Origin of the sequence: Trinickia mobilis (assembly GCF_017315705.1) — a bacterium.
GTDB classification, from domain to species: Bacteria; Pseudomonadota; Gammaproteobacteria; order Burkholderiales; family Burkholderiaceae; genus Trinickia_A; species Trinickia_A mobilis.
Genome location: NZ_JAFLRF010000026.1, coordinates 1 through 22959, shown reverse-complemented (window position 1 = coordinate 22959; position 22959 = coordinate 1). Strand labels below are relative to the sequence as shown.

Sequence of the window (22959 nt, the reverse complement as noted above, 5' to 3'; positions counted from 1 at the left end):
GGTACTGCTTCGCGTGCGGCAAGGGTTTCAGTCTTGCTCGTCCGAAAAATCGGCCAGGACGTGCGTGCTACCATTCTTGGTTATCCATCCCGTCATTCGAAGCCTTACGCAATGAACTCCGAGACGCTTTCCGCCACCTCGCCGCGCACGCTCGTGATTGCCTCGCGGGAAAGCCGCCTGGCGATGTGGCAGGCCGAACACGTGCGCGATGCGCTGCACAAATTATATCCATCTTGCGACGTAAAGATCCTCGGGATGACGACACGCGGGGATCAGATTCTCGATCGCACTTTGTCGAAAGTCGGTGGTAAGGGGCTCTTCGTGAAGGAACTGGAAATCGCGCTCGCCGACGGCCGCGCCGATCTCGCCGTGCACTCGCTGAAAGACGTGCCGATGGAGCTTCCCGAAGGCTTCTCGCTCGCCGCGGTGATGGAGCGCGAGGACCCGCGCGACGCGTTCGTTTCGAACGGCTACGCATCGCTTTCCGCGCTGCCCGCGGGCAGCGTCGTCGGCACCTCGAGCCTGCGCCGCGAAGCGATGTTGCGCGCGCGCTATCCGCAGCTCGTCGTGCGGCCGCTGCGCGGCAATCTGGATACGCGCCTCGCCAAGCTCGATCGGGGCGAGTACGCGGCGATCATTCTCGCGGCCGCCGGCTTGAAGCGCCTGGGCCTCGGCGCGCGCATCCGCGCGCTGCTCGATGCGGGCGACAGCCTTCCCGCGGCAGGCCAGGGCGCGCTCGGCATCGAGATTCGCGCGGGGCGCGCCGAGCTCGCCGCGTGGCTCGCGCCGCTTCATCACGAGGCGACCGCGCTCGCGGTCGAGGCGGAGCGGACGGTGTCGCGCGCGCTCGGCGGCAGCTGCGAGGTGCCGCTCGCCGCGCATGCGATGTGGCGCGACGGCGCGCTGCATTTGAAAGGCCGCGTGTCGACGCCCGACGGCACGCGCGTGCTCGCAGCCGAAGCGTCCGCGCCCGTGACGAGCCCCGAGCGGGCCCTCGCGCTCGGGCAGCAAGTCGCGGCGGCGCTCGAAGCGCAGGGCGCGCTCGAGATCGTCCGCTCGCTCGCCGGCAACGGCGGCCAGCCCGGCGCGTGATGACGGGCGGACTGGGCGGCGCGACGCCGGACGCCTTCACGGCAATCGTGACCCGACCGGCCGGACAGTCGGGCGAACTATCCGCGTGTCTCGCCGCCGAGGGCATCGAAACGCTCGAATTTCCTCTGATCGATATCGCGCCGGCCGAGGACGATGCGCCGTTGCGTGCCGCGTTCGCGTCGCTCGATAGCTATGCGCTCGTGGTGTTCGTGTCGCCGAACGCGATCGATCATGCGTTCGCGAAGTACGGCGCGATCTGGCCGCACGCGCTGCCGATCGGCGTGGTCGGCCCGGGCAGCGTCGCGGCGCTGGCCCGGCATGGGGTCGCCGCGCCTGGGCATCGCGTCGTGAGCCCGTCGTCTTGCGTCGATGACGACGGCGCGCGCTTCGACTCGGAAGCGCTCTATACCGCGCTCGAAGCCGAACTCGGCGAGGGCGCGTTCGAAGGCAAGCGCGTGTTGATCGTGCGCGGCGACGGCGGCCGCGAATGGCTCGCCGATCGCTTGCGCGAGGCCGGCGCGCAAGTCGAGGCGGCCGCCGCATACCGGCGCGTCGTGCCGGACCCGTCGATCGGCGCCTGGGAGCGCGTGCACGCGCTGCTCGCGGGCGCGCCGCACGCGTGGCTCGTGACGAGCTCCGAGGGCGTGCGCAATCTGAACGACCTCGCGCAAGAGCATTTGACCGCACCCGAAATCGCCGCGCTCAAGCGCGCGCCGCTTGTCGCACCGCATCCGCGCATCGCCGAGACTGCGCGCGGATTGGGTTTTGATAGCATTACGATGTCCGGCGCGGGCGATGAGCGCATCGTCCGCGCACTCGCCGCCTGCGCTCAGTCGCAGCGCGCCGCGCCCAACGCAGGGGCGCCCGGCGCCTCCCTCAATCAACCGGCTTCGACTCACCCGGCCCCGACACGCATGAGCGATACGAACGATACCAACAACGTGACTCCCCAGCCGGCCGTGGCGCCTCCGCCGTTGCCGCCGAACCCGCCGTTTACGCCCTACGAAGCGCATAGGCGCGGCGGCATGGGCATCGCGCTCCTGTGGTTCGTCGTGATCGTGTTCCTCGCTGCGGCGGCTGTCGGCGGCTTCGCGCTGAACCGCAAGGTCGTGCGGATGGATGCGCGGCTCGCGCAGCGCCAGCAGGCCAACGATGCACAAGTGGCCGAGTTGCGCGTGAAGACCGATCAGGCGCTTGCGACCGTGCACCAGGTCGATTCGCAGTTCTCGCAGCTCGAAGGCAAGCTCGCCGACGCGCAGAACGCCCAGCAGGCGCTGCAGCAGCAATACGCTGACCTCGCGCGCAATCGTGACGACTGGACGCTCGCCGAAGTCCAGCAGATGCTGTCGAGCGCAAGCGAACAACTGGCGCTTACGGGCAACACGCAACTCGCGCTCTTCGCGCTGCAAAGCGCGGATTCGCGGCTCGCGGCTTCGGATAGCCCGCAAGCGCTAGTCGTGCGCAAGGCGATCGCGCAGGACATCGACAAGCTCAAGGCCGCGCCGTCCACCGATTTGACCGGCCTCGCCATCAAGCTCGACAACGCGATCGAACAGGTCGACACGCTGCCGCTCGCGGGCGAAGCGCCGATTGCGCACGCCACGCCGCACGCGAGCACGCCGGCCGATACCGCGAAGGTGGCGGCCGCTACCGGAGAGCCGCGCTGGAAGGTCTGGTGGCAGGAATTCACGGCGGGCATCGGCCAGCAGCTGACGAGCCTCGTGCAGGTGCGCCGCATCGATAACGCCGATGCGATGCTGAACTCGCCCGAGCAGGGCTATTTCATTCGCGAGAATCTGAAGCTGCGCCTGTTGTCGGCGCGCCTTGCGCTGCTCTCGCGCAATCAGACGACCCTCAAGTCGGACCTCGCCGCCGCCGAGGCTGCGCTCGCGCGCTACTGCGACGCGTCGTCGAAGCGCACGCAGACCGTGCAGGACCTCGTGAAGGAAGTGGACCAGGGCTCCGCGGCGGTCGTTGTGCCGAACATCGACACGAGCCTGCAGGCTGTCCACCAATACAAGAGCCGGGGCTGACGATGGCGATCCGAGGACTCTTGTGGCTCGCGCTTCTCTTCGTCATCGCGGTCGTGCTCGCGACGGTGGGGCGCTTCGACGCCGGCCAGGTGCTGCTCGTCTATCCGCCGTATCGCGTGGATATCTCGCTGAACCTGTTTGTCGTCGCGATCGTGGTGCTGTTCATCCTGATGTACGCGGTGATGCGCATCGTGCGCAACGTCTGGAAGATGCCGCAGCGCGTCGCCGCGTATCGCGCGCGTTCGCGCGAGGCGAAGGCGCAAGCCGCGTTGCGTGAAGCCGTCGGCAACCTGTTCGCGGGCCGCTTCCCGCGCGCGGAAAAAGCGGCTCGCGATTCGCTGACGAACAACGCGAACAAGGGCGCTGCCGGCTTGATCGCGGCGGCGGCCGCGCACCGGATGCACGAATTTGCGCGCCGCGACGAGTGGCTTGCGCAGATCGACGCCGCCGACTGGCAGGACGCGCGCCTGATGGCGAGCGCCGACATGCGCGCGGACGGCCGCGATGCCGGCGGCGCGCTTGCCGCGCTCACCGAAATGCAATCACAGGGTGGCCGCCGCATTCACGCACAGCAGATCGCGCTGCGCGCGCAGCAGCAGTTGAAGAACTGGGCGGAAGTGCTGAAGCTCGTGAAGTCGCTTGAAAAGCGCGAGGCGATCCACCCGGCCGCGGCTGTCCGCTTGCGTCAACAGGCAGCCGAAAACCTGCTGCGCGACCGCCGCCACGACGCGGATGAGCTGCTCGCGCTGTGGAACTCGCTGCCGGCGAGCGAGCGTCAATCCCCGCGGCTCGCCGACTTGGCGGCGGAACTGTTGGTCGCGTTGAACAAACACCAGGCCGCGCGCAAGATCGTCGAGGATGCGCTTGCGAACAACTGGGACGCGCGCTTGTTGCGACGCTATCCGGATACTGCTGGCGGCGATGCGCTGCCGCTGATCCAGAAGGCCGAGGCGTGGCACAAGGAGCGCCCTGAAGACGCGGATTTGCTGTTCTCGCTCGGCCGCTTGTGCCTGCACCAACAGCTCTGGGGCAAGGCGCAGTCGTTCCTCGAACAGGCATTGAAGATGGCGGGGGACAACGAAGCGCTGACGATCCGTACGCACCGCGCGCTCGCGCGGCTTTTCGAGCAGCTTGGCGATGCGGGGCGTGCGAATCAGCACTACCGTGCCAGTGCGTTGGCGATGAATGTGGTTTGACGAGGCGGCGGCCAGCGGCGCTACTCTGGTGAGATTGTCGCCACGGCCGTCGAGACGGACGATGCGCTTAGCCGCTCGCCTTTCATTGCTTGAGCATTCCGCACGAAGTCACCGTGCGATCTGGCAGCGCGGAATGCTTCCAATCCGGCACTTCCCGTTTCTCATACGCCTCAACGGACGGATAACCTTTGACGTCCCAGACGTTTCCATCGTAGTGGCTAAGCGCGATGACTGCGCTCCGGCATTGCTTTGAGCGTTCGAGCAAACGATATGCGATCCTAGGCTGCTCACCAGCCAAGTCTTGATCGAGTATTTCGTAGCGAACTGGGCCGCACTTGCTGAAGCTGGAATTCCATTCGATCGTTTTTGAGCGTACGAACAGGCCGCCGAAGCACGCGCGGCCCTCGCCATAAAAGACCCCGGTCAACGGCGCACCCGCGCCGATCGACAGAGCAGGCATCGCAGCGGCGGCCAAGAGCAGTGTGAAAGTCACGGCGCGCATGCAGCTTCCTTTTGTTTAAACATCACCGACAGCGCGTAATCCAGCTTTGCGGCGTACATGGCATCGCCGACGTTGCAGTAGATGGCGATATTTCTTGTCGTCATCGGCTTCCAGCCGACAGTAACCTTGCGGATGGCCCCGCGGCGATACTTGAGGACTTGGCCGGGACGCAGCACGTGGGCGCGAGGGTTGAATTGCCGAAGCAATTCCAACGTGGAGCCTTTGCTCCTGGCGATCCTGTCCAGGCTATCCCCCGCTTTGACGGTCACTTCGTAGACTGTGGGGTCGGCTTCCGGCACGCTTGCCAGGCCGAAATTCGCCAAACGCATGAGCAGGTAGCCGATGCCGGCCCGAATGTTGTAGGAAGGATGGTGGTAGCCGTCATCGAATTCAGTGCCCCCTCCTTTCGAACAAGTGAAATCGAATTGAAATGGAAGTGGGCTTGCTGCGACATTGTTGCAATGAATTCCGTGCAATCCGTGAGCGAGACTGTCGTTCAGTTCGTCGACGCCAGCGACCCGTTATTGCACCTCGGAGCTTGCTTTACGAAACTGCCGCCCGCGAACGAACGGCAGTTTCAGCCACGCTACTTATTCACAATCCTCCCCGGCACGCTCAACGCCAACAGTCCGCCGAGCACCATGAACGCCGCCAGCATATACATGCCGGAGTCGTTCGCGCCCGTGGCTTGTTTGAGCCAGCCCACCGCGTAAGGGCTGAGGAAGCCGGCGAGGTTGCCGATCGAGTTGACCATCGCGATACCGGCCGCCGCCCCCGCGCCCGCGAGGAAGGACGTCGGCAGACTCCAGAAAAGCGGCAGCGTCGTGATGATCCCGGCCGTTGCAACCGTGAGCGCAGTCATCGCGAGCAGCGTGTTGTGCGCCCAGGTCACCGACAGCACCAGCCCCAGCGCGCCCGCCGCCGCCGGCAGCGCGACGTGCCAGCGGCGTTCGCGCATGCGGTCGGCGCTGCGGGCGATCAGCAGCATCGCGATCACCGCCGCCGCAAACGGAATCGCGGACAAGAGGCCGATCGCGAACGCGTCGGTCACGCCGGTCGCCTTGATGATCGTCGGCAGCCAGAAGCTCACGCCGTACAGCCCCATCACGAACGAAAAGTAGATCAGGCTCATCAGCAACACGCGCGGGCTCGTCAGCACGGCGCCGAGCGTCGGGTCCTCCTTCTGGGCGTCCTCCGCCTCGATGTTGCGCTCGAGCAGTTGCTTTTCCTCGCCGCTCAGCCACTTTGCCCTGCTGATCCGGTCATCGAGCATCACGAACACGAGCACGCCGACGATGATCGACGGCAGGCCTTCGAGCAGATACAGCCACTGCCAGCCATGCCAGCCGTTCATGCCGTTGAAGCTCTTGAGGATGTACCCGGAAATCGGTCCGCCGATCACGCCGGAGAGGGCGATCGCGGTCATGAACCAGGTCGTCATGCGCCCGCGCCGGTTAGCCGGATACCAGTAGGTGAGGTAGAGGATGATGCCGGGGAAGAAGCCCGCTTCCGCGAGACCGAGCAGGAAGCGCATCACGTAGAACATCGTCGCCGTCGTGACGAACATCGTCAGCGCGGAAATGATGCCCCAAGTGATCATGATCCGCGCGATCCAGATGCGCGCGCCGACGCGGTGCAGGATCAGGTTGCTCGGCACTTCGAAGAAGAAGTACCCGATGAAGAAGATGCCCGCGCCGAGTCCGTAGACGGTATCGCTCAATTGCAGGTCGGCGGCCATTTGCAGCTTCGCAAAGCCGACGTTGACGCGGTCCAGATACGCGACCACGTAGCACAGCAACAGGAGCGGCGTGAGCCGGCGCGCGACTTTCCGGTAGGTCGCTTCTTCGAACGTCGACGGCGCGCCGGCGCCGGGAAGCGGAAGCTGGTCTGCTGAACTTGCCATGTTGTCCCCTTGTTTTCGTGTCGAAAACCGGCCGCCGGATCAGCGGCTCGGGTACAGCGCATCGAACGTGCCGGAGCAGCGAAAACGCCGTTGTCCCCGGCACCTCCAATCTTGCTTCGGGCATTGCGCGCTGCGCGGCCCCATCAGACGCAGCGCCCGCCGTCCACTTCGAGGCAGACGCCGGTCACGAATTCGGCTTCGTCCGAAGCCAGAAAGAGCGCGGCGTTCGCGATGTCCTGCGGCGTCGAAAAGCGCCCGAGCGGAATGCTCGCGAGAAAGCGCTGGCGATTCTCGGGCGTATCCTCCATGCCCATGAACTCGGTCATGAGGCCCGTCTCGCCGAGGACCGGATTCACGCAGTTCACGCGAATCCGGTCGGGACCGAGTTCGGCGGCGAGCGCCTTGCTCGCGACGATCATCGCGCCCTTGCTGCCGTTGTACCAGACGAGGCCCGGGCGCGGCCGCACGCCGGCCGTCGACGCGATGTTGACGAACACGCCGCCGCCGTGCTCGCGGAAATACGGCACGAATTCCTGCACGCTCCAGTAGAGGCCTTTCACGTTCACGGCATAGACGCGGTCGAATTCGCCTTCCGTCACGTCGAGCACGGGCTTGTTCCGATGCGTGACGCCCGCGTTGTTGACGACGATCTGCACGCTGCCGAAGTCTTCGATCGCGGCGGCGCGCAGCGCGTGCCAATCGGCTTGCTTCGTGATGTCGCCGGCTACCGCGATCGCCTTGCCGCCCGCGAGCGCGATCTCGCTCGCGACGCGTTCGGCCGCGGCGCCGTTCAGATCGTTGACGACGACGTTGGCGCCTTCACGCGCATAAGTCTTGGCGATGCCCTCGCCGAAGCCCGAGCCTCCGCCTGTGATCACTGCCGTTTTGCCTTTCAAGCGCATGTTGCCTCCCGCTGGGCCGCCCCGAGGGAGGCAACCGCCCCCTCGGGGGGCAGCGAACGTAAGTGAGCGTGGGGGTCGTTCATTTTCTCCCGCTGGGCCGCCCCCTCGGGGGCAGCGAACGAAAGTGAGCGTGGGGGTGGTTCATTCTTTCCCTATAGGGCGCTACCTTCGCTCACCCGTGCTTGATCGCGATCGTTTTCAGCACCGTGAAGCCATACAGCGCCTCGAAGCCTTTTTCGCGCCCGTGACCCGAATGGCCGACGCCGCCGAACGGCAATTCGACGCCGCCGCCCGCGCCGTAGTTGTTGATGAACACCTGGCCGGAACGCACGCGCCGCGCGAGGCGCAGCTGCCGCGCGCCGTCGCGCGTCCAGATGCCGGCGACGAGCCCATAAGGCGTGCCGTTCGCGAGCGCGACGGCTTCGTTTTCGTCGTCGAACGGCAAGGCGGCGAGCACCGGCCCGAAGACCTCTTCGCGCGCGAGGCGATGGCCCGGCGGCACGTCGCGCAAGAGCGCGGGCGCCTGATAAAAGCCGCGTTCGGGCGCATCGGCGACCACTTCGCCGTGCGCCGCCATCGGAATGCCGTCGTGCTGCGCATCGGACAGGAAATCCCACACGCGCCGCTGCTGCTTCGCGCTGATGAGCGGCCCGCAATCGAGATCGGCGCGGCTCGGGCCCACGCGCAACTCGCGAAACTGCGCGGCGAGCCGCTCGAGCAGCGGCTCATACGCGGCGCGTTCGATCAACACGCGGCTGCCCGCCGAGCAGGTTTGACCGGCGTTCTGCACGATCGCCGAGACGAGACTCGGCAGCGCGGCGTCGAGATCGGCATCGGCAAACACGATTTGCGGCGACTTGCCGCCCAGTTCGAGCGTGACCGGCACGTGGTTTTCCGCGGCCATCTGCGCGACGAGCTTGCCGGTCTCGGGCGAACCGGTGAACGAGATGTGATCGATGCCGGGATGGCGCGCGAGCGCGGCACCCGCTTCGTGCCCGAAGCCGGTGACGATGTTGAGGGCGCCGGGCGGCAGTCCGGCCTCGGCGGCGAGCGCCGCGACGCGCAGCACCGACAGGCAGGCGTCCTCCGCGGGCTTCACGACGCAGGCGTTGCCCGCCGCGAGCGCGGCGCCGACGCTGCGTCCGAAGATCTGCATCGGATAGTTCCACGGCACGATGTGACCCGTCACGCCGTGCGGCTCGCGGATCGTCAGCACGGTGTAGCCGGATTGATAGGGCAGGGTTTCGCCATGGAGCTTGTCCGCGGCGCCCGCGTAGAACTCGAAGTAGCGGGCGAGGGCGGCGGCGTCGGCGTGCGCTTGCTTGAGCGGCTTGCCGGTGTCGCGCGCCTCGATCTGCGCGAGCTCTTCGTGGCACGCGGCGACGAGCATCGAGAGCCGGTACAGCAAGCGTCCGCGCTCGGCGGCGCTCGATTGACCCCATGCGCCGCCGAACGCGGCGCGCGCGGCGGCGACTGCGCTGTCGATGTCCGCTGCCGTGCCGCGCGCGAGTTGCGCAAACGTCTCGCCGTCGGACGGGTCGATCACGGCGATCGTCTCGCCGCCGGAAGCGGCAGCCCAGCCGCCCCCGATGAAATGCTTCGCTTCTTCCATGCAAACTCCTCGCCGGCCAGGTGTCTGATTCCAATGCGGAGAATCGATCGAAACGGAAATGCGCGGAAATGCGCGGAAATGCGACGAAACGCGCGTCGATTATCGCGCCAATCGGCCAAGTGCGTATGGCCGATTGGCTATAATGGCGCATTCTTCCTGTCTGGCCCGCCCGGCGCGAGGCACAGCGGTTTTCGCTCGCGATCGGGCGGAAGAGCCGTGTGTTACGAATTCCTTCCTCTTTCTTCAGAGAACGTCATGAGCTTCAATCACGTCCCCGCAGGCAAAGACATCCCGAACGACTTCAACGTCATCATCGAAATCCCGGCGCAAAGCGATCCGGTGAAATACGAGGCGGACAAGGACCTCGGCTTGCTCGTCGTCGACCGCTTCATCGGCACGGGCATGCGCTATCCGGCGAACTACGGCTTCATTCCGCAGACGCTGTCGGGTGACGGCGACCCCGTCGACGTGCTCGTCGTCACGCCGTTCCCGCTGGTCCACGGCTGCGTGGTGCGCTGCCGCGCGCTCGGCATGCTGCAGATGACCGACGAATCGGGCGTCGACGCGAAGCTGATCGCCGTGCCGCAAGACAAGCTGTGCCCGATGACGGCGCACATGAAGTCGGTCGACGACGTGCCCGAATACCTGAAGGACCAGATCAAGCACTTCTTCGAGCACTACAAGGCGCTCGAAAAGGGCAAGTGGGTGAAGGTCGACGGCTGGGTTGGCCTGGAAGCCGCGCAGAAGGAAATTACCGAGGGCGTCGCGAACTTCAAGAAGTAAGCGGCGGCACCACCGATTCGAGCGTGCGCGCGCCCGCCGCCAGCGCGCGCTTTTCAGCGGGCGCGAGACGCTTCACCCAATATTCGGCGCGCAATGCGCTGGAACGATCGGCAAGTTCGAACGACGCCAGCAGCGCCACCGGTTTGCGCGAGCGCGTATAGCGCGCGCCCCTGCCGCTCGCGTGCTTGTCGAAGCGCGCGGCGACGTCGGTGGCGATACCGGTATAGACGCTGCCGTCCGAGCATTCGATCAGATAGAGAAACCAGGACATCGTCGAGTAGAGGGGGAAGCGTGCGCGGATGTGCGGGCAGCCTTGCGCGAGCGCCGCATTATCGCCCGCGGCAGCCTTGTTGCGGCATCAAGTCCTGAACGGATTGTGCTCGCGCAATTCGTCGATGTGCGCGTGGATCAGATTGGCCTCGTTCGAGAGAAAGCGCCCGACCGCATCCTCGAACGCCGGATGCGCGAGCCAGTGCGCGGAGCGCGTGATCGTCGGCAGAAAGCCGCGCGCCATCTTGTGCTCGCCCTGCGCGCCGCCTTCGAAGCGGTCGAGCTTTTCTTCGATGCAGAATTCGAGCGGCTGGTAGTACGCGGTCTCGAAGTGCAGGCACGGCACATGTTCGAGCGCGCCCCAGTAGCGGCCGTAGAGCGTGCCGCCCGTCGCTTCGTTGCGCTCGTAGACGACGAGCGAGCTCGCAATCGGCTTGCCCTCATATTCGGCGATGACGATGAGCAGGTTCTCCGGCATGGTTTCGCCGATCCGCCTGAAGAAGTCCAGATTCAGATACGGCGACGAATAGTGTTCGCGATACGTCTGCCGGTAGCATTTGCTGAAAAAACGCCAGTCGGAATCGGTGGCGTCTTCGCCGCGCACGCGCCGGAACGTGATGCCGGCTTCGCGCACCTTGCGGCGCTCCGCGCGAATGTTCTTGCGTTTTTTTTGTTCGAGCGTCGATAGGAAATCGTCGAAATCGCGGTAGCCGTCGTTCAGCCAATGAAATTGGATACCCTCGCGCTGCATCATGCCGAGGTCCGTCAGCGCGCGCGTTTCGGTTTCCGTCGGGAACAGCACGTGCAGCGACGACACGTCCATCTGCTTGGCCAGCGCGACGAGCGTGGCCGCGAGCTGGCGCCGCGCGGTGTCGTCGGCGGCGAGCATCCGGCTGCCCTGCACCGGCGTGAACGGCACCGCGCAGACGAGCTTCGGATAGTACGCAAGCCCGTTGCGCTGGTACGCGTCGGCCCAGGCCCAGTCGAACACGTACTCGCCGTACGAGTGGCTCTTCAGATAAAGCGGTGACGCCGCCGCGAGCCGCCCGGTGCGCGTGTCCGTCAGCGTGACGAAGCGCGGCGCCCAGCCCGCGTGCTCGCTCGCGCACTGCGTCGTGGTCAGCGCGCTCAGGAATTCGTGCCTGAGGAACGGTGTGGGCTGCGGCTGAAGCGCGAGCAGGCCGTTCCATTCCGCCGCGTCGACCTCGAGAGGAGACGCGAGAAGGCCCATGCGATAATCGAAGCGTTCTTGTTTCAACGGTGTGACTGTTCCACGTGGTCCGGCGACGCGGCTCCGGGTTGTTGTCTTTGGGGCTGGCCTCGGGCGGGCCAGTTCGAATGGCGCAATCCGCAAGAGACGCAGCGCCGCTTGCCTCTCATGTTGCGTGCTGTCATCGCGTTTCGCAATGACGTGCGCTCTCCGGCTAGCCGGGCCCAGCTATCGACCTGAAATGAAACCGCCCCCACGCTCACTTCTTGCTTTGCATGGGACCGGAGTCAGCGCTAAAGCGCTTACTCCCGATCGACACGCTGCCCCTCGAGGGGGTGTCAGCACACTGGGGGCGGCCCTGCGAGTACTGACATGAAAACCCGAATTGCACTTGCTCAAATCAACGTCACTGTCGGCGACTTCGCCGGCAACGTCGCGAAGATCGTCGCCGCCGCGCGCGCGGCCCACGACGACGGCGCGAAGCTGCTCGTCGCGCCGGAGCTCGCGCTCTCCGGCTATCCGCCGGAAGACCTGCTGCTGCGCCCCGCGTTCTACGCCGCGAGCGCCGCGGCACTGGCCGACCTCGCCGAACAGCTCAAGCCTTTCGCCGGCTTGCACGTGATCGTCGGCCATCCGCATCGCGACGACACGAACGGCCATGGTAATGCAAACCGGCCCATCGAGCGCGGGCTGCCGCCCGTCGATACCTACAATGCGGCGTCGCTGATCGTCGACGGCAAAGTTGCGGGTACCTACGTGAAGCAGGAGTTGCCGAACACCGAGGTATTCGACGAAAAGCGCTACTTCGCCGCCAACCCGACGCCGTTCGTCTTCACGCTCGACGGCGTCAAGTACGGCGTCGTGATCTGCGAGGACGCGTGGCACGCGTCGGCGGCGCAACTCGCGAAGGCGGCGGGCGCGCAGGTGCTCGTGATCCCGAACGGCTCGCCGTATCACTTGAACAAGGAGGCGGTGCGCGTCGATATTCTCCGCGCGCGGATCGCCGAGACCGGCTTGGCCGTGATCTACGTGAACATGGTCGGCGCGCAGGACGAACTCGTGTTCGACGGCGGCTCGTTCGTGCTCGACGCGAAGGGCGCGGTGGCCGCGAAGATGCCGCAGTTCGTCGAAGGCCATGCGATCGTCGAGTTCGACGGCGCCACGCCGATAGAAGGCGAGATCGCGCCCGAAGCGCCGCTCGAGGCGCAGGTCTACGCGGCGCTCGTCATGGGCGTGCGCGACTATATCGGCAAGAACGGTTTTCCGGGGGCGATCATCGGCCTCTCGGGCGGGGTCGATTCGGCGCTCGTGCTGGCCGTGGCCTGCGACGCGCTGGGCGCGGACCGCGTGCGCGCCGTGATGATGCCGTCGCGCTACACGGCCGATATCTCGACGACCGACGCGGCCGACATGGCCCGGCGCGTCGGCGTGCGCTACGACGAAATCGCGATCGCGCCGATGTTCGACGCGTTCCGCGGCTCGCTCGCGAAGGAGTTCGAAGGCCGCGCCGAAGACGCGACCGAAGAGAACATTCAAGCGCGCATTCGCGGCACGCTCTTGATGGCGCTGTCGAACAAATTCGGCTCGATCGTGCTGACGACGGGCAACAAGAGCGAGATGGCGGTCGGCTACTGCACGCTGTACGGCGACATGGCGGGCGGCTTCGCGGTCATCAAGGACATCGCGAAGACGCTCGTTTACCGCCTGTGCCGCTACCGCAACGCAGCGACCGCGTTCGACACGCGCGACATCATCCCCGAGCGGATCCTGACGCGCGCGCCGTCGGCCGAACTGCGCGAGAACCAGACTGACCAAGACAGCCTGCCGCCATACGACGTCCTCGACGAAATCATGCGCCTGTACATGGAAGAGGACAAATCGCTCGGCGAGATCGTCGCGGCAGGCTTCGCTGCCGACGACGTGAAGCGCGTCACGCGCCTCATCAAGGTCAACGAATACAAGCGCCGCCAGGCACCGATCGGCATTCGCGTCACACACCGCGCGTTCGGCCGCGACTGGCGCTATCCGATCACGTCGCGCTACAACGAACCCATCGAATAACCGAACCGGCAGCACGCGCCGTGTGCATTTGCGCGCATCGCGCGGCACACGGCGCGGCGTAGAATCGAACCCATCTCATTCTTTCCAAACGCTTGCGAGGCACGCCATGAAACGCATCACCGCCATCATCAAACCGTTCAAGCTCGACGAAGTGCGCGAGGCGCTCGCAGAAGTCGGGCTGACCGGGCTGACCGTCACCGAAGTCAAGGGCTTCGGACGCCAGAAGGGTCACACGGAGCTGTACCGGGGCGCCGAATATGTCGTCGACTTCCTGCCGAAGGTGAAGATCGAAGTGGTAGTGGGGAGCGCGCAGTGCGATCAGGTGATCGACGCGATCGTCGGCGCGGCGCGCACCGGCAAGATCGGCGACGGGAAGATCTTCGTGACGGACGTGGAACGCGTGATCCGCATCCGGACCGGCGAAGAAAACGAAGCGGCGGTGTGAGGCTGGAACACGCGGTCGCGCTGCCGTTGCGCGGCGCGGCCGCTGCTTGGACATTGCGCCGGCGTCGCCTCGGGTATTCGGCGCTCAAAATGAAAAAACGGTGCGACGCCCTTGCGGACACCGCACCGATACGCGCCTCTCGCAGCAGCGTGAAACTTGTGTTGAAACTGTTCGGGTTACACCGTTCGCTTAGAACGAGTGCTGAATACCTGCGTACACGCCCGATTGGCTGTGGCCTGCAAGCGGGTTCTCGTTGAAGCTCGAGCTGGTGACCGTGCCGCCGGGGCCAGGGTTGTTCGCATCGAGGCCGAAGTTGGCCGTCTTGCTGTTGCGCACCGTGGCGATCTGGATGTCGAGCAGCGTGCGCTTCGACAGGTTGTACGAGCCGCCGATCGTGTAGATCGTCGCGTTGCCGGCACCGTTGTTGCCGTTCACGTGGTACGCCGCTGCGATCACAGCAGCAGCCGGCGTGGCTTGCCACGTGACGCCGCCCCATTCCTGATCGAGCGAGGTCGGCGTGCCGAGCCCGGCGTTCGTCACGCCTGACGTGCGGATCGCTTCATACACACCCTGAATCTTGAACTGACCGAGGAACACGTTGACGCCCGCGACGTAATCGCGCGAAGCCGTGAACGCGCCGTTCAGTGCGCTGCTGGCTTGACCGTTCAGCTGGCCGCTGTTCGGGTCGCGAATTTCGTCGTACAAGCCGCGAACCTGGAAGAGCGCCGTCGTGTAGGTCAACTGGAGACCGTCTTCACGGCCTTGCGACGTCGTGCCGTTGCCGTTCCAGCTCGTCGAGTTCGACAGCGAGTACTGGCCGTACACGTCAAAGCCGTTCCACTTCGGCGACTGATACGACACGTTGTTGCTCGATTGCGGCCAGTTGCGGCCACGCACCAGCGATGCCGACGACCAGTTCGATTGGCCGAACGGATCGAAATCCCACACGCCGTTCGAGATGAAAAGCTCGCGACCCATCAAGAAGGTACCGAACTGATCGTTCGCGATACCGACGGTTGCCCAGCGATTCCATATCGAGCCGGCCGAGCCGAGAGCACCCGTTGCCGTGCTGAAGCTGCCTTCCAATTGGAACACTGCCTTGTTGCCGCCGCCAAGGTCTTCAGCGCCCTTCAAGCCCCACAGGCTCGTGCCCCAGTCACCGCTTTCCAGGCGCCAGCGCGAGGTCGTACCGGTGTAGCTGTTGTTCGGCAGGCCGCTGATGTATTCGAGGCCTGCGTCTAGGCGCCCGTACAGCGTAACGCTGCTTTGTGCGTGTGCGACTACGCCAGCAGACATAAGCGCCGCGGCGAGCAAAGCTTTCTTCATCATCTCCTCCATTACCCTGTCAAGAATGAAGCCACTACTGCCAATAGCGCCCGGCGTGGAGACGCCCGGCGGGAATTTTTATCCAGGGAGACCTGCGAGAGGCCGACGCGCGGTGCCGTGTGGCGGTTGTCCCCGAGCAGGGCGCGTGTAGTGGGCCAGCTGTCTGTCGCAGTCCCGATCCCCTCGTTGACCGGTGTCTCCTCTGCGTTTTGAAGTAAAACTACTTTTCGAGAACTTTGTTTTGCTACTTTGGTTACTAATTTAGCAAAAATACACTTCAGTGGCGAAGAAAATCGTAGTTCAGCTAGCCGCTGTCTCTAAATTGCAATACCAGTGTGGCCGGCACGCATCGGCCGGAACCGTAAGGATGCCGAAAATCCTTGTCTGACAAGGGAAGCGCGATTCCTGGACACGTGGGTCAAGGAATTTCACTATTGACGCTGAAATTAGGCGGGAGTAAGCGCCTAATTCCGCTTGATTGGCGAGAGCGGGCCGACTAAAAATCGGCTTTAACGGGGAGATGAAAGAAAAACAAAAGGCGTCGAAAGCGCCTTGTAAAAATATCATTAAGCCCGACTCGATGCTGCGTTTATTTCAGGCTGCCTGACAGGAATTGCTTGAGCCGTTCGCTCTTCGTGTTTTGAAAGACTTCGCCTGGGTGGCCTTCTTCCTCGATGCGCCCCTGATGGAGGAACACGACGTGGTTCGACACATTGCGCGCGAAGCCCATCTCGTGCGTCACGACGATCATCGTGCGGCCTTCCTCGGCGAGCTTCTGCATCACCTTGAGCACTTCGCCGACGAGTTCCGGATCGAGCGCCGAAGTCGGCTCGTCGAACAGCATCACGTCGGGGTTCATCGCGAGCGCGCGCGCAATCGCGACGCGCTGCTGCTGGCCGCCCGACAAATGCGACGGATACTGCTTCTCGACGCGCGGCGCGAGCCCCACCTTTTCCAAATAGTGGCGCGCACGTTCCTCGGCTTCGCGGCGCGCGAGGCCGAGCACGTGAACCGGCGCTTCGATCACGTTCTCGAGCACGTTCATGTGCGCCCACAGGTTGAAGTGCTGGAACACCATCGAAAGCTTGGTGCGCATGCGCTGCAGTTGCTTGTGGTCGGCCACGCGCAGCGCGCCGGCCTTGTCTTTCTGCGTGCGGACTTCCTCGCCGTCCAAGACGATGCGCCCCGCATTCGGCTGCTCGAGAAAGTTGATACAGCGCAGGAACGTGCTTTTGCCCGAGCCGGACGAGCCGATGATACTGATCACGTCGCCGGCGTTCGCTTTGAGTGAAACGCCTTTGAGGACCTCGTGGCTGCCGAATTGTTTGTGCAGATCGTCGACGAAAAGCTTGTGCATTGGGGAATTCAAGTTACTTGCCTTGCGGACGCAGATACGCGAGCCAGTGCTTCTCCGCGCGGCGGAACAGCGCGACGAGCGCAAACGAAATGATGAGGTAGAGCAGGGCGGCAAGGCCGAACGCCTGGAACGACATATAGGTGGCCGAGTTCACATCGCGCGCGATCTTGAGGATGTCGGGGACGGTCGCCGTGAATGCGACGGTCGTCGCGTGCAGCATCAAGATCACTTCGTTGCTGTAGAGCGGCAGCGAGCGCCGCAATGCCGACGGCACGATCACGCGCCGATACAGCGTGAACGACGACATCCCATACGCGCGTGCCGCTTCGATCTCGCCATAGGCGGTCGACTTGATCGCACCCGCGAAAATCTCGGTGGTGTACGCGCAGGTGTTCAGCGTGAACGCGAGCAGTGTGCAGTGCATGCCGTCTCGGAAGAACGTGTTGAGCAGCTCGTTGCCGCGCACGACTTCGAGGCTGTAGAGGCCCGTGTAGCAGAGCAGCAGCTGCACGTAGAGCGGCGTGCCGCGAAAGATATACGTATAGAGCCACACCGCGCTCGAAAGCCACTTCTTCTTCGATACCCGCGCCACCGCGAGCGGCACCGAAAGACAGAAGCCGAGGCCGATCGACACGACCAGCAGCCACAGCGTGATCACGACGCCCGTCAAACGGTAGCCGTCGCTATAGAGATAGTTGCGCCAATATTCTTGAATCAGCTCGATCATAGTTCCGCCTGCTGTTGCGCTTAGAGGTCCGCTTTCCGCACGCCGATCGAATAGCGCTTCTCGAGCCGGAGCAGCACCAGATTCGAAATCGTCGTGATGGCGAGATAGATCGCGCCTGCCAGCAGCGTGAAGAAGAAAAAGCGCAGCGTGCCCTTGCCGGCGTCCTGCGACGCCTTGACCACGTCGGCGAGGCCGATGATCGAGACGAGCGCCGTCGCCTTCACCATCACCTGCCAGTTGTTGCCGATGCCGGGCAGCGCGAAGCGCATCATCTGCGGGAACATGATGCGCGAGAACGTCTGCCAGCCCGTCATGCCGTAGGCGGCGCCCGCTTCGAGCTGGCCGCGCGGCACCGACAGGAACGCGCCGCGGAACGTTTCGGTGAAGTACGCGCCGTAGATGAAGCCGAGGACGATCACGCCGGCCACGAACGGGTCGATGTCGATCTGGTCCCAGCCGAGCAGGTCGGTGAGGTTGTTCAGCCAGATCTGGATGCTGTAGAAGAGCAGGAGCATCAGCACGAGATCGGGGACGCCGCGAACGAGCGTCGTATACAGCGCGCCGGCGCCGTAGGCGATGCGGTTCTTCGACAGCTTCGCCGCCGCGCCGAGCAGGCCCAGCACGAATGCGAACGCGAGCGAAAGGACCGCCAGCTTGACGGTCTGCCAAGTGCCCGCGAGGATCAGCGGGCCGTAGCCTTGAAGGAACATAGGAAGTCCTTGACGGCGCGCCGGGCGCACCGCGAAAGACGCGATTCCCGACAGCATGGCGCCTTCGCGTGTGAAGCGGGCGCGCGATGCTGTCGCGCATCGCCGTGAAATACCTGACCGTCTCGCCGTGCAGCCGGTGCGGGGCTGCAGAGAAGGCGCACAAAGCGTGTGAGGCGCTTGCTACGCCGTACTTCGGCAAGACGGCGCGTTTTCCGACCGTACTGCTTGTCGTGTTGCTCTTGTGCCGGGGCCGAAAATCGGGCTCCGGCTCTTCGCAGCAGACCGCGCGGGCGGCGTACTCGGAGCGTGCTTTTTCGCGCGCTGTCCGGTGGCCGTGCCGGCCGCTATTCTAGGCTGACAAAAAACACGCCGGGCTTGAGGCACTGCTCCGGGTCCGCAAGGACGCGCGGGCGAAAAGGGCGGTATTTTACCCGAAGCCGCGCGCGGCGCTACTGCGGCGAACCCCGAGCAGCGACGGCAAGCGAAAACGAAGGACCGTGTAGTCGATCGACAAGCGAAGCCAATGCGCCGGTCTTCAGCGGCGAACGGCCAGCTCCGCATGGGACCCGAGTAACCGCTAAAGCGCTAACTCGGGTCGACAAAAAACGCCACGTGGCGCAGCTCATGCGCACGTGGCGTTTTCCTCAATGCGGTGCCGGCGAGGGCAGACCGCCGCCAAGGCATCGCTCCGGCGCGGCGAGCGCCGGAACCGCCCGGCTTACTGCGCAGGCGCCGCGTCCGACGCTGCGCCCTTCTCATGCTGTTCCCAGCGCTGATGCATCTTGTCGCGGAACTGCTCCATCTTTGCGAAGTGCTGTTTGAGCGCCGTGCTCACGATGGTCTTTTGCTGGCCGTTCAAGCCGTTGTAGAAGGCGAGCCACGCCTGGGCAGTCTGCTCGCGCAGCTGCTGATCTTGCTGCTCGGCTTTCACGTGAGCGTCATGCAGTGCGTTCAGATCGAGGATCGGCTGCTGCTCCATCGACTTGAATTGCGCGTGCATCTGTTCGTGATTCGCGCGCGCAGCCTGGCGGTTTTGCTTCATCGTGTTGAGCGCGTCCTGCCACTGCTTTTCCTGATCCGGCGTGAGCTTCAGTTGCGCGTGCAATTGATTCAACTGCTTTTCGAAGCCGCCATGGTGCCAGCCTCCATGGTCGCCCATCGGCATGCCGCCCTCGGCGGCGTAAGCGGCGCCGAACGTCACGGCGAGCGATGCGGCAGCAACGGCGAGATAGCGAGAGATCTTGTTTTTCATCGAAGACTCCTAAGAATAAATAAGCCGACGATGCGACTGCCGCTTGCGTAGAACACGGCGCGCCATCGGTTAGGGATAGGCTAGACATCCGGCGCCCGCGTCGTGTTACGCAGTGCAGAGGGCGTATTACGCTACATTACGTGTGACTTTCGCAGTAATACCTCGTAACCCTTTAGCGTGTTTGCTTGCCGAAAGCGCGGGCGGTGCGCGTTAAACTTCGTCCCATGGCTACTCAAATTCTTGTCGTCGACGACGACTCCGAACTGCGCGATCTGCTGCGCGACTACCTCGTCAAACAGGGCATCGAGGTCTCGGTGCTGCACGACGCCGGCTCGCTCGAGCGGCGCCTCGAGCGCGAGCGTCCCGACCTGATCGTGCTCGACCTGATGATGCCGGGCGTCGACGGCCTCACCGCGCTGCGCAAGCTGCGCGCGGCGGGCGACGACATCCCCGTGATCATGCTGACTGCGCGCGCCGACGACGTCGATCGCATCGTCGGCCTCGAGCTCGGCGCGGACGACTACCTCGGCAAGCCGTTCAATCCGCGCGAGCTGCTCGCGCGCGTGCAGGCGGTGTTGCGGCGCCGGCGCACCGTGCCGTCGGCGGCGCCCGAGCAGCGCGAGCCGTTCTCGTTCGGCCGCTTCCAGCTCGACTTCCAATCGCGCACGCTGAATATGGAAGGCAAGCCGCTCACGCTGTCGGGCAGCGAGTTCGCGCTCTTGAAGATCTTCGTGAATCATCCGATGCGCACGCTCACGCGCGAGCGCCTGCTCGAATTGCTGCACGGGCCGGAGTACGACGGCACCGATCGCGGCATCGACGTGCAGGTATGGCGCCTGCGCCGCATTCTCGAGACCGACCCGTCGACGCCGCGTTTCATCCAGACCGTGCGCGGCCGCGGCTATGTCTTCGTGCCCGACGGCGAGCAAAATGCGCCGGCCAATTGATTCGCTGTTCGGACGGCTGGCGCTGCTCGTCATCGCTGTCCTGCTGTTGTCGCATTTTGCTTGGTTCCTGCTGATCCGCTTCGAGCGCACCCAGTTCCAGGCGCGCTATGCGGTGGAGGAGGCGACGTTCCTGGTCGACGCCGTGCGCCAGCGCGTCAAGCTCACGCCGAACCAGCCGCTGCCGTCGCGCGTGCGCCTCGTCGATCCGACGAGCGCCGACATCCCGCCCGAGAATCCAGACTTGCCCGGCTCGCTCAAGCGCTTTGTCGACGACGTGCGCGACCGGATGCCGCCGGGCTCCGATGTCCGTATCGGCGTGCCGGGCCACCCGCCCACGCTGTGGGTGCACGAGGCCGGCGACCGCGATTGGATCGTCGTGCCGGTGCAGCCGCTGCGCTCGCCACGGCCGTTCGACCAGATGCTGATCTGGCTCTCGTCGATCTTTTCGCTGGCGGTGATGTGCGCGCTTTTTGTCGCGTGGCGGCTGCAGAAGCCGTTGACGTCGCTCGCGCAGGCGGTCACCCGGTTCGGCCGCGGGCAGCCGGTGCCGCCCTTGAAGGAGCGCGGGCCGCGCGAACTGCGCCAATTGACGCACGGCTTTAATCAGATGGTTCAGGAAGTGTCGCGCACGGAGAACGACCGCGCGGTGATGCTGGCCGGTGTCGCGCACGATCTCAGGACGCCGCTCGCACGCCTGCGGCTGCGCGCGGAAATGATGGAAGAGGCGAAGATGCGCGATGGCGTCGTGCGCGACGTCGATTCGATGACGCACATCGTCGATCAATTCCTCGTGTTTGCGCACGGCGGCATCGACCGCAGCGAGCCGGTCGAAGTCGACGAGCAGTGCGAGCGCCTTGCCCGCAGCTATCGCGCGGCATCGACCGGCGAGCGGAGCGTGCAAACCGCGCTCGCCGCCGGGCCGGGTTTCCGGCTGCCCGCCGCGACGCTCGACCGGATCCTGTCGAACCTGCTCGAGAACGCTCACACGTATGGCGCGCCGCCCGTCCACATCGAGACCGTGCGCACGCCAGCCGGCTGGACGCTTTCGGTCAGCGATCATGGGCACGGGATCGCGCCGCAGGATTTGGTCAATGCGAGCCGCCCGTTCGTGCGGCTCGATCCGGCGCGCGGCGGCAACGGGCACAGCGGTCTCGGGCTGGCGATCGTCGAGCGGCTCGTGCGCCGCGCGGGCGGTGCGTGCGAGATCGGCAATCAGGAAGGACGCGGCTTGCGCGTGCTGATGACATTCCCGTTCGAAGCGCTGCCGCGCGCAGCAGCGGAATCCGAAGCGGTCTGGTAGGAGCGGACGCAGCGGCGCCCGTGCAGGCGGACGTTTATTCGGCGAACAGCGTGTTGAGCGCCGCCGCAGCTTCGCTGTCGACCGTGTTGTACGTGACGCTGTTGGCCTCGAAGATGTAGTGCGTCGTGTACTTGCCGAGCTTCTCCAGAATTTCCTCCTGGATCGTTTCGGGCGCGACGTTGAGTTTCAGGTACCACGCCGTCGACGACAGCCGGCTCTGAAACGCGCCGTATTCGGCAAGCAGATGGTCGAACGCGTTGGCGTCGTGATCCCGGCAGACGATGACCAGATTCCCTTTCATCCACACCTCCGAGGTTCGATCGATGACTTTCGTATGAAAGTGGATGATACCTTGCCGTTGCCGCATGCCGATCTAATGGCTGTTTTCAGCGGATGTGCCGGGCTGCCGCGCGGAAATGGGTTGCGTCGAGCAAGCCGCGTAAGCCGCCCAAGACGTCGCGAACGCGGTGCGGCGCGCGGGGCTTTCGAGAGCGCGCCGCGCAGCTCGGGTTCCATGCCGGGGCGCTTCGCGGCATAATTCTGCGCCTGGGCCAGCGCGCGCTGAATCATGCGTATTTCGGCGATGGTTTCGGGAATTGCGCGTGCCATCGCCAGATCGCTTGCAATCATCTGCGCCATGTTGTCGGCAGCCGCCGCCGAAATCCGGCGCTGCGTGACGATGGCGTCGTCGAGTTCGCGTTCCGCCATGTTATCGGCCACCAGACCCGCGACGATCCAGCAGGCGAGCGTGACCATCATGAAGCTCGACAGCGCAATCGCCCGGAGCAGGGAGGGCCGGCCCATCTGCGGCCAGGGCCGGCTGGAGCGGAACGGGCGCAGCATTTTTGCATCATCCGGCGCCGAAAGGTTGTGTCTGAAACCTAGGTTGTAGTAGTGTCGTGCCGTCAAAAAGCACGAGAGCTAGTCAGCCTTCGAGCGCATTCGGAATGCGCCGCCGCCGGGGGGTAGCGCATGCTGACTACAGCGCCTTAGCAGTCAACGAAATTCCGCACTCATGCGTCTTGTCATGTCCTCATATCGCTTTCCGAATCGACCTTTTGACTGGCTTGACGCTCGCGCCGCACGCCATTCGCATGCGATCTGCCGCCTCGGCGCCGGCTCGCCGGCAGCGGACCTTTTACCGTATCGTGCCGCGGAGGGCGCCTGATGGACTTCGGCTTCAACCTGAATCGCACCGCCAACGCTTCAGCGTGGCGGCTGCTCCCCAATCGCTGGGATTTTGTGGCGTTCCCGCTGATCATCGGCCTCATTGCGATGGCGGCGATCGGCTTCCATCAGACGATGGCGCCGATCTCGGCGCTCAAGACCCA

General features: G+C 64.8%; 22 protein-coding genes and 1 pseudogene. 9 read left to right on the top strand and 14 right to left on the bottom strand.

All coding sequences use genetic code 11. From position 1 onward, the window contains the following. The first annotated feature begins 111 nt into the window (after positions 1 to 111). From hemC to J3489_RS26400, 3 genes are read left to right on the top strand one after another with little or no spacing between them, the layout of a single operon-like run. Positions 112 to 1092: a hydroxymethylbilane synthase gene (gene hemC, locus J3489_RS26410; protein ID WP_207003118.1), complete on the top strand. Its 981-nt coding sequence runs from the start codon at positions 112 to 114 to the stop codon at positions 1090 to 1092. 11 nt (positions 1093 to 1103) lie between these two features. Continuing rightward, entirely contained in the window at positions 1104 to 3125 is a 2022-nt protein-coding gene (gene hemDX / locus J3489_RS26405; protein WP_207003207.1) for a fused uroporphyrinogen-III synthase HemD/membrane protein HemX, read from the top strand. A gap of 2 nt (positions 3126 to 3127) precedes the next feature. Then, positions 3128 to 4321 (top strand): heme biosynthesis protein HemY, encoded by a 1194-nt coding sequence (locus J3489_RS26400; protein WP_207003116.1) that lies wholly within the window; start codon positions 3128 to 3130, stop codon positions 4319 to 4321. An 82-nt stretch (positions 4322 to 4403) separates the two neighbouring features. Here J3489_RS26400 and J3489_RS26395 read toward each other — a convergent pair whose 3' ends face one another. The 5 genes from J3489_RS26395 to J3489_RS26375 form a co-directional block, all read right to left on the bottom strand. After that, positions 4404 to 4823, bottom strand: coding sequence for a hypothetical protein (locus J3489_RS26395; protein ID WP_207003115.1), 420 nt, complete (start codon positions 4821 to 4823; stop codon positions 4404 to 4406). Then, on the bottom strand, positions 4811 to 5299 hold the full coding sequence (locus J3489_RS26390; RefSeq protein ID WP_242540317.1) for a LysM peptidoglycan-binding domain-containing protein: 489 nt from the start codon (positions 5297 to 5299) through the stop codon (positions 4811 to 4813). Before J3489_RS26390 ends, J3489_RS26395 begins: the two co-directional genes overlap by 13 nt. 110 nt (positions 5300 to 5409) lie before the next feature. After that, the gene (locus J3489_RS26385) at positions 5410 to 6726 is read right to left on the bottom strand and encodes an MFS transporter (RefSeq protein ID WP_207003114.1); all 1317 of its coding nucleotides are present in this window, start codon (positions 6724 to 6726) and stop codon (positions 5410 to 5412) included. A 143-nt stretch (positions 6727 to 6869) separates the two neighbouring features. Next, positions 6870 to 7628, bottom strand: a complete 759-nt coding sequence (locus tag J3489_RS26380) for an SDR family oxidoreductase (RefSeq protein WP_207003113.1) — start codon at positions 7626 to 7628, stop codon at positions 6870 to 6872. 172 nt (positions 7629 to 7800) lie between these two features. Then, the gene (locus J3489_RS26375) at positions 7801 to 9240 is read right to left on the bottom strand and encodes an aldehyde dehydrogenase family protein (protein ID WP_207003112.1); all 1440 of its coding nucleotides are present in this window, start codon (positions 9238 to 9240) and stop codon (positions 7801 to 7803) included. 255 nt (positions 9241 to 9495) lie between these two features. Between J3489_RS26375 and ppa the strand changes: the two genes are divergently transcribed. Continuing rightward, the gene (ppa, locus tag J3489_RS26370; RefSeq protein ID WP_207003111.1) at positions 9496 to 10023 is read left to right on the top strand and encodes an inorganic diphosphatase; all 528 of its coding nucleotides are present in this window, start codon (positions 9496 to 9498) and stop codon (positions 10021 to 10023) included. Here ppa and J3489_RS26365 read toward each other — a convergent pair. Both J3489_RS26365 and J3489_RS26360 read right to left on the bottom strand, forming a co-directional pair. Next, a complete protein-coding gene (locus J3489_RS26365; protein ID WP_207003110.1) occupies positions 10013 to 10294 on the bottom strand; it encodes a GIY-YIG nuclease family protein in 282 nt (93 codons plus the stop codon). The genes ppa and J3489_RS26365 overlap by 11 nt on opposite strands. Positions 10295 to 10381: 87 nt before the next feature. Then, positions 10382 to 11551 (bottom strand): GNAT family N-acetyltransferase, encoded by a 1170-nt coding sequence (locus J3489_RS26360; RefSeq protein WP_207003109.1) that lies wholly within the window; start codon positions 11549 to 11551, stop codon positions 10382 to 10384. Positions 11552 to 11875: 324 nt separating this feature from the next. Between J3489_RS26360 and J3489_RS26355 the strand changes: the two genes are divergently transcribed. Together J3489_RS26355 and J3489_RS26350 are read left to right on the top strand one after the other, a co-directional pair. Beyond that, on the top strand, positions 11876 to 13564 hold the full coding sequence (locus J3489_RS26355) for an NAD+ synthase (protein ID WP_207003108.1): 1689 nt from the start codon (positions 11876 to 11878) through the stop codon (positions 13562 to 13564). Positions 13565 to 13670: 106 nt separating this feature from the next. Further along, positions 13671 to 14009 (top strand): P-II family nitrogen regulator, encoded by a 339-nt coding sequence (locus J3489_RS26350; RefSeq protein WP_207003107.1) that lies wholly within the window; start codon positions 13671 to 13673, stop codon positions 14007 to 14009. A gap of 189 nt (positions 14010 to 14198) precedes the next feature. Here J3489_RS26350 and J3489_RS26345 read toward each other — a convergent pair whose 3' ends face one another. The 5 genes from J3489_RS26345 to J3489_RS26325 form a co-directional block, all read right to left on the bottom strand. Beyond that, positions 14199 to 15335: a porin gene (locus tag J3489_RS26345; RefSeq protein ID WP_207003196.1), complete on the bottom strand. Its 1137-nt coding sequence runs from the start codon at positions 15333 to 15335 to the stop codon at positions 14199 to 14201. 589 nt (positions 15336 to 15924) lie between these two features. Then, complete coding sequence (locus tag J3489_RS26340; protein WP_207003105.1) at positions 15925 to 16692, bottom strand: ABC transporter ATP-binding protein; 768 nt, start codon at positions 16690 to 16692, stop codon at positions 15925 to 15927. 13 nt (positions 16693 to 16705) lie between these two features. After that, positions 16706 to 17419 (bottom strand): ABC transporter permease, encoded by a 714-nt coding sequence (locus J3489_RS26335; protein WP_207003099.1) that lies wholly within the window; start codon positions 17417 to 17419, stop codon positions 16706 to 16708. Positions 17420 to 17439: 20 nt separating this feature from the next. Further along, the gene (locus J3489_RS26330; protein ID WP_207003098.1) at positions 17440 to 18129 is read right to left on the bottom strand and encodes an ABC transporter permease; all 690 of its coding nucleotides are present in this window, start codon (positions 18127 to 18129) and stop codon (positions 17440 to 17442) included. Positions 18130 to 18847: 718 nt separating this feature from the next. Then, positions 18848 to 19381: a periplasmic heavy metal sensor gene (locus J3489_RS26325; protein ID WP_207003097.1), complete on the bottom strand. Its 534-nt coding sequence runs from the start codon at positions 19379 to 19381 to the stop codon at positions 18848 to 18850. Positions 19382 to 19605: 224 nt separating this feature from the next. Between J3489_RS26325 and J3489_RS26320 the strand changes: the two genes are divergently transcribed. Both J3489_RS26320 and J3489_RS26315 read left to right on the top strand, forming a co-directional pair. Beyond that, the gene (locus J3489_RS26320; RefSeq protein ID WP_207003096.1) at positions 19606 to 20328 is read left to right on the top strand and encodes a response regulator; all 723 of its coding nucleotides are present in this window, start codon (positions 19606 to 19608) and stop codon (positions 20326 to 20328) included. After that, the gene (locus J3489_RS26315) at positions 20312 to 21628 is read left to right on the top strand and encodes an ATP-binding protein (RefSeq protein ID WP_207003095.1); all 1317 of its coding nucleotides are present in this window, start codon (positions 20312 to 20314) and stop codon (positions 21626 to 21628) included. The genes J3489_RS26320 and J3489_RS26315 overlap by 17 nt, the downstream gene beginning before the upstream one ends. Before the next feature lie 34 nt (positions 21629 to 21662). Here J3489_RS26315 and J3489_RS26310 read toward each other — a convergent pair whose 3' ends face one another. Then, the gene (locus J3489_RS26310) at positions 21663 to 21929 is read right to left on the bottom strand and encodes a double-stranded DNA-specific endonuclease (protein WP_207003094.1); all 267 of its coding nucleotides are present in this window, start codon (positions 21927 to 21929) and stop codon (positions 21663 to 21665) included. Further along, a complete protein-coding gene (locus J3489_RS26305) occupies positions 21926 to 22471 on the bottom strand; it encodes a hypothetical protein (protein WP_207003093.1) in 546 nt (181 codons plus the stop codon). The genes J3489_RS26310 and J3489_RS26305 overlap by 4 nt, the downstream gene beginning before the upstream one ends. A gap of 324 nt (positions 22472 to 22795) precedes the next feature. Here J3489_RS26305 and J3489_RS37880 point away from each other — a divergent pair. After that, positions 22796 to 22959 (top strand): annotated as a pseudogene (locus J3489_RS37880) (ABC transporter permease); the annotation flags it as partial.

Excerpts from the sequence above, each read along its gene's own strand:
- J3489_RS26345 (WP_207003196.1), bottom strand. The coding sequence starts at position 15,335 with ATGAAGAAAGCTTTGCTCGCCGCGGCGCTTATGTCTGCTGGCGTAGTC.
- J3489_RS26385 (WP_207003114.1), bottom strand. The coding sequence starts at position 6,726 with ATGGCAAGTTCAGCAGACCAGCTTCCGCTTCCCGGCGCCGGCGCGCCG.
- J3489_RS26365 (WP_207003110.1), bottom strand. The coding sequence starts at position 10,294 with ATGTCCTGGTTTCTCTATCTGATCGAATGCTCGGACGGCAGCGTCTAT.
- J3489_RS26315 (WP_207003095.1), top strand. The coding sequence starts at position 20,312 with ATGCGCCGGCCAATTGATTCGCTGTTCGGACGGCTGGCGCTGCTCGTC.
- J3489_RS26320 (WP_207003096.1), top strand. The coding sequence starts at position 19,606 with ATGGCTACTCAAATTCTTGTCGTCGACGACGACTCCGAACTGCGCGAT.
- hemC (WP_207003118.1), top strand. The coding sequence starts at position 112 with ATGAACTCCGAGACGCTTTCCGCCACCTCGCCGCGCACGCTCGTGATT.
- J3489_RS26330 (WP_207003098.1), bottom strand. The coding sequence starts at position 18,129 with ATGTTCCTTCAAGGCTACGGCCCGCTGATCCTCGCGGGCACTTGGCAG.
- J3489_RS26375 (WP_207003112.1), bottom strand. The coding sequence starts at position 9,240 with ATGGAAGAAGCGAAGCATTTCATCGGGGGCGGCTGGGCTGCCGCTTCC.
- J3489_RS26395 (WP_207003115.1), bottom strand. The coding sequence starts at position 4,823 with ATGCGCGCCGTGACTTTCACACTGCTCTTGGCCGCCGCTGCGATGCCT.
- J3489_RS26310 (WP_207003094.1), bottom strand. The coding sequence starts at position 21,929 with ATGAAAGGGAATCTGGTCATCGTCTGCCGGGATCACGACGCCAACGCG.
- J3489_RS26325 (WP_207003097.1), bottom strand. The coding sequence starts at position 19,381 with ATGAAAAACAAGATCTCTCGCTATCTCGCCGTTGCTGCCGCATCGCTC.
- J3489_RS26355 (WP_207003108.1), top strand. The coding sequence starts at position 11,876 with ATGAAAACCCGAATTGCACTTGCTCAAATCAACGTCACTGTCGGCGAC.
- J3489_RS26335 (WP_207003099.1), bottom strand. The coding sequence starts at position 17,419 with ATGATCGAGCTGATTCAAGAATATTGGCGCAACTATCTCTATAGCGAC.
- J3489_RS26380 (WP_207003113.1), bottom strand. The coding sequence starts at position 7,628 with ATGCGCTTGAAAGGCAAAACGGCAGTGATCACAGGCGGAGGCTCGGGC.
- J3489_RS26400 (WP_207003116.1), top strand. The coding sequence starts at position 3,128 with ATGGCGATCCGAGGACTCTTGTGGCTCGCGCTTCTCTTCGTCATCGCG.
- J3489_RS26350 (WP_207003107.1), top strand. The coding sequence starts at position 13,671 with ATGAAACGCATCACCGCCATCATCAAACCGTTCAAGCTCGACGAAGTG.
- ppa (WP_207003111.1), top strand. The coding sequence starts at position 9,496 with ATGAGCTTCAATCACGTCCCCGCAGGCAAAGACATCCCGAACGACTTC.
- J3489_RS26340 (WP_207003105.1), bottom strand. The coding sequence starts at position 16,692 with ATGCACAAGCTTTTCGTCGACGATCTGCACAAACAATTCGGCAGCCAC.
- J3489_RS26305 (WP_207003093.1), bottom strand. The coding sequence starts at position 22,471 with ATGCTGCGCCCGTTCCGCTCCAGCCGGCCCTGGCCGCAGATGGGCCGG.